Here is a 4,490-nt window from a genome sequence, read left to right as displayed (position 1 = left end):
GCCATCTTGGCCTCCTGGCTTTAATGGCGGTGTATTTTACAGAAAATCGTATTTCTTGGGTTTACGTACAGAGCCTAATGCACGTCGACGATCGGACAGCGCCTGCGACGCATAGATCAATATAACGAGCGCACCTGGAATACACACTAGGATTTGCCTCAAAACGATCATGGCTGCACGGCACCTTGCTTATATATAAAGTTGTGCCCCGCCTGAAATATTATTTTAAGGCAATCCTCAAAGACAGCAGCAGAACGCCCCCCTAACATGGACTCCGCAGTTCGCTGAACACACTACAACCTTAAGGATATCAACATGAAAAAGCTCTACCTTGCCATTCTCAGCCTGTCGGCTCTCGCCGCTTCCGGCGCTACTTTTGCAGAGCCTGTTACAGTTAAAGGTGGCAGTGGCCAGATCAACTTTATGGGCTTCATTAACAATGATGCTTGTTCTGTTGACGGCAGCACCGGTAAAGACAAAGTTATTTCTGTTGATATGGGCAACGTATCGATCAAGGACATGGGCAGCGATACAGCCCCTAACGCCGGGCGCATCAGCGCCAATGACTTTAACTTGAAGGTCAACTGTAATGCTGGCACCAAAGTATCAATGGTGTTCAAACCAAGCCTCAACGGGGGCTCTGGCCTGGTTACAGGTAAAAAAGTGTTGAAGCTGCAAGGCACAGATGCGGCCAAAGGGGTGGGTATCGCCCTGCTTGACAGTGATGGTGCTTTGATAGACCTGACCTCAGACACCACTGCCTTGGTCACAACCGGTCTTAGCGGCGAGAAAGCCGTCGGTGGTGACGGCACCTTGTCATTCGCCGCTGCCTACGTCACCACGGGTGATGCAGCAACCGCCGTTGCCGGTACAGGTAACGCAACACTGCCATTTGTACTTCAGTACGAATAAATCTGGATACAGGGCGGAGGCTGTCGGGCCTCCCCTTCCCCCACTTACATTTTTTGGGCCACACCTATGATGCGACGTTCAATCCCTGTTTTTCTAAGTGCTATCAGTCTGTTTGTCACCACTGAAGCATTCGCGAGCATTTCGTTAAGTGCAACACGGGTGATATTTGATGGCTCACGCAAAGAAGCCAATATCACGGTACGCAATGGGGGGCAAAACGTGTTGGTGCAGTCATGGATCGATAGCGACCTGGCTGAAAATACATCGCTGCCATTTGCTATCACTCCACCGCTGGCCCGTGTCGCGGCCAATCAACAACAATTACTGCGTATTCTTTACGAAGGTGGAGGCATGCCGATCGACAAAGAATCGGTCGTATGGCTCAACGTTCAGGAAATACCGCAAGCCAGTGCAAGCGACGCCAACATATTGCAATTAGCCGTGCGTCAACGGGTCAAAATTTTTTTTCGGCCAGCGGATTTACCTGGCGAAGCAGCCAAAGCGCCTGCGCAACTAAAATGGAAACTGCAAAACGAGGGCGGGCAAACCCTTCTAAAGGTCAATAATCCTGGCCATTACCATGTGTCATTAGCTGACCTTGAAGTGGGCAAGAGCGATAAAGCCGAATTGATTATCGGCGCCACCATGATCGCTCCTGGCGAGGACAGAACGTTCAAGTTAAAAGCTGCGCCCCTGTCTTTATCGCCTTCATTGCGATTTGCAAGCATCAATGATTATGGCGCCCTGCAGAAATTTGAAACAACCGTGAACTTCCAGTCAATGAGTTCGGCAACCCCAGCAGAAGTCCAAGATCAACAATAAATCACCTGCCCCAACGGCTATGCCTCGAGCTTTATTATTCGCACACTTTATGACGGCATACGTCATATTGACGACATAGGCTATCCATATGTTTTTCTCCAATAATCACACGCATGATAGTTGCGTAGAAAAACGCGCCCGCACAGATGCCTCCCCTACAATCAGCACTATTCACCCGCTGTATTTGGTCGTTACTATCACACTGTCGAGCATGGCTTGGGGCGAAGAACCGGCACAGCCACAAGAAGAAGTTTACAACACCACTTTTTTCCAGGGTGGAGCCTCGGTGGACCTGCACACACTGTTGAGCACCCACCGTGTATTACCAGGAAAATACCGGGTCGACTTATACAGTAATGACGTACTGGTGGGTCGCAGGGATATCGAGTTCGCGCCCAACGCGCACAACGGCAAGGTCGAGCCGTGCATGACGGTTGATCTGATTCAACAACTTGGCGTTGATCTACAAAAGCTGCAAGACCAGGGGTTGCTTGATCCCGAGTTACCGCAAGCCTGCCATGACCTGACGTCCATGATTGATAAAGCTACGTGGCGCTACGACTCCAGCCGCTTACGGCTTTATTTCAGCGTGCCGCAATTGGCAATGGCTCGAGGCTTGCGTGGTTTTGTGGACCCAGAACTATGGGACGAAGGTGTTCCGGCCGGGTTTATCAACTATCAGTTCAACAGCAACCGCAGCTCCACTGAGTTCAGCACACAGGTCTCCAACAACTTGAGCATGCGCAATGGCATCAACCTGGGCGCATGGCGCCTGCGCAACGAGTCGAATCTGAGCACCCGCACCGGTCATGCAAACACATTCAAGAGTAATCGCAGTTACGTGCAGCGTGACGTTACCGCTCTCAAGGGGCAGTTCAGTGCCGGGGAGATCTTCTCCGATACCGAGCTGTTCAACAGCGTGCGTTATCGCGGGGTAAAACTGGCCTCGGATGAAGGCATGCGTGCCGACAGCGAACGGGGTTATGCGCCGATCATTCGCGGTGTCGCCGATTCCAATGCGGTGGTCGAGATTCGTCAGGACAACTACATTCTTTACACCACTACCGTGCCGCCTGGTCCGTTCGAGATCAGCGATATATACCCTACGGGTTCCAACGGTGATCTGGAGGTGGTGATTATCGAAGCCGACGGTCGTCGCAGAATCAGCAAACAGGCTTTTTCCGCGCTTCCCACGATGGTTCGCGAAGGGCAGCTCAAATACAGTGTGTCTGCTGGCCAATACGCCAGCAACGCCGAGGGCGCAGCATCGCCCTCCTTTGTCAGCAGCACCGCCGCCTATGGCATAAACAGCAACCTGACAGGTATTGCGGGCCTGCAAGCCAGTGAAAATTTCCAGGCGTTTTCGCTCGGAGCCGCGAAGAACACTTCCCTTGGCGCGGTCTCATTCGATCTCACCCAGTCATCCAGCCGCGCCCAGGGTAAAACCACCCAGGGCAACAGCGTGCGGGCGCTCTATGCAAAAACATTCACCGGCACCGATACCAGCTTCACCCTGGCCGCCTATCGCTACTCCACAGAAGGCTATCGCAGCTTCAGCGATCATGTTGAAGACATCAGTGAGGGCATCAGGCCGCGCAGTGGCAGCTCTAAAACCCGCACCGACCTGACCGTCAACCAGACCCTGGGTGGGACACGACAATATGGTTCGCTCTATATCAACGGCACCGACCAGCGCTATTGGAACCGGGGTGGCTCACGCACTTTCTCTGCGGGTTACAGCAACAACTGGGGCGAACTCAACTACAGCCTGAGTGCGAGCAGGAGCCTGGATATTGATGAACGCGGCGTGTCGAACACGGACAATCAGGTCAACCTCTCGGTCTCTTTCCCGCTGGGCTCTCGCCCCCGGTCGCCACGGGCCTTTGTGTCCACCACAAGTGACCGCAGCGGCAACAGCACACAATTAGGGGTCAGTGGTTATCTGTCGGACAACAGTGATTCGTTTTACTCAGTCCAGGCCGGTGACAGCAGTCAGGGTGGTGAATCCGGCTCTCTCAGTGTGAACACCCGCACATCGATAGCCGACATCAGTGTCGGCTACAGCAAAGGCAGGGGCTTTGACTCCCAAAACGTGAACGTCTCCGGCTCGGTAATCGCCCACGGCGGCGGGGTCAACCTTGGGCAAACCGTAGGTGAAACCTTCGCCCTGGTCGAAGTCGCGGGAATATCCGGCGTCGAGATCAGCACGCACTCGGGGGTCACGACCGGCAACAACGGTTACGCCGTTATTCCCAACACCCAGCCATACCGGGTGAACTGGTTGAGCCTGGACACCCGTAACCTGGGCGGTGACGTTGAACTTGATAGCGCCACCCAACAACTGGTGCCGCGCCGAGGCGCGGTGGTGGTGGCACGCTTCGAGGGCCGCAAGGGCCGGCGGATTCAGTTTGAACTGGTCGATGCACAAAACCGCTCAATCCCGTTCGGTGCCTCGGTGGAAGACGCCAAGGGTGTGCAACTGGCGATTTCCGACCCTACGGGCAAAGCCCTGGCCATGGTCGAGGACGACAGCGCCACGCTGACCATCAAATGGCAAGGCAAGCAATGCCAGGCGGCCTATGCACTGGCACCAAAGCAGGAAAAGGTGAACTACGAACGCTTCAAGCTGATTTGCTTGCCCGGCACCGAGGGGCGTTGATTCTCAAACTGGAAAAGGCATGTAGTGGTCAACTAATCCCGGACACGACGTTAAGTTTTTCTTCGGCCCGAGCTGGCGCCAGCCCACCGTTGAATTG

3 protein-coding genes are annotated in these 4,490 nt (G+C 54.1%); all 3 read left to right on the top strand.

The features are described from left to right. The first annotated feature begins 315 nt into the window (after positions 1–315). Entirely contained in the window at positions 316–912 is a 597-nt protein-coding gene (locus GHN92_RS23380) for a fimbrial protein (RefSeq protein WP_095024707.1), read from the top strand. A 66-nt stretch (positions 913–978) separates the two neighbouring features. Then, positions 979–1,734 carry a molecular chaperone gene (locus GHN92_RS23375; protein ID WP_133144570.1) on the top strand — a complete coding sequence of 252 codons (756 nt, stop codon included), beginning with the start codon at positions 979–981 and terminating at the stop codon, positions 1,732–1,734. A 211-nt stretch (positions 1,735–1,945) separates the two neighbouring features. Beyond that, the gene (locus GHN92_RS23370) at positions 1,946–4,393 is read left to right on the top strand and encodes a fimbria/pilus outer membrane usher protein (protein ID WP_240043212.1); all 2,448 of its coding nucleotides are present in this window, start codon (positions 1,946–1,948) and stop codon (positions 4,391–4,393) included. Positions 4,394–4,490: the final 97 nt, after the last annotated feature.

This window comes from Pseudomonas sp. FSL R10-2964 (genome assembly GCF_009600035.1).
Classification (GTDB): Bacteria; Pseudomonadota; Gammaproteobacteria; order Pseudomonadales; family Pseudomonadaceae; genus Aquipseudomonas; species Aquipseudomonas bubulae.
The sequence above is the reverse complement of the archived record's forward strand: the minus strand, read 5'-3'. Positions and strand labels throughout refer to the sequence as shown.

Bases quoted from the DNA above. Each gene is read 5' to 3' on its own strand.
- GHN92_RS23380 (WP_095024707.1), top strand. From the start codon at position 316: ATGAAAAAGCTCTACCTTGCCATTCTCAGCCTGTCGGCTCTCGCCGCT.
- GHN92_RS23375 (WP_133144570.1), top strand. From the start codon at position 979: ATGATGCGACGTTCAATCCCTGTTTTTCTAAGTGCTATCAGTCTGTTT.
- GHN92_RS23370 (WP_240043212.1), top strand. From the start codon at position 1,946: ATGGCTTGGGGCGAAGAACCGGCACAGCCACAAGAAGAAGTTTACAAC.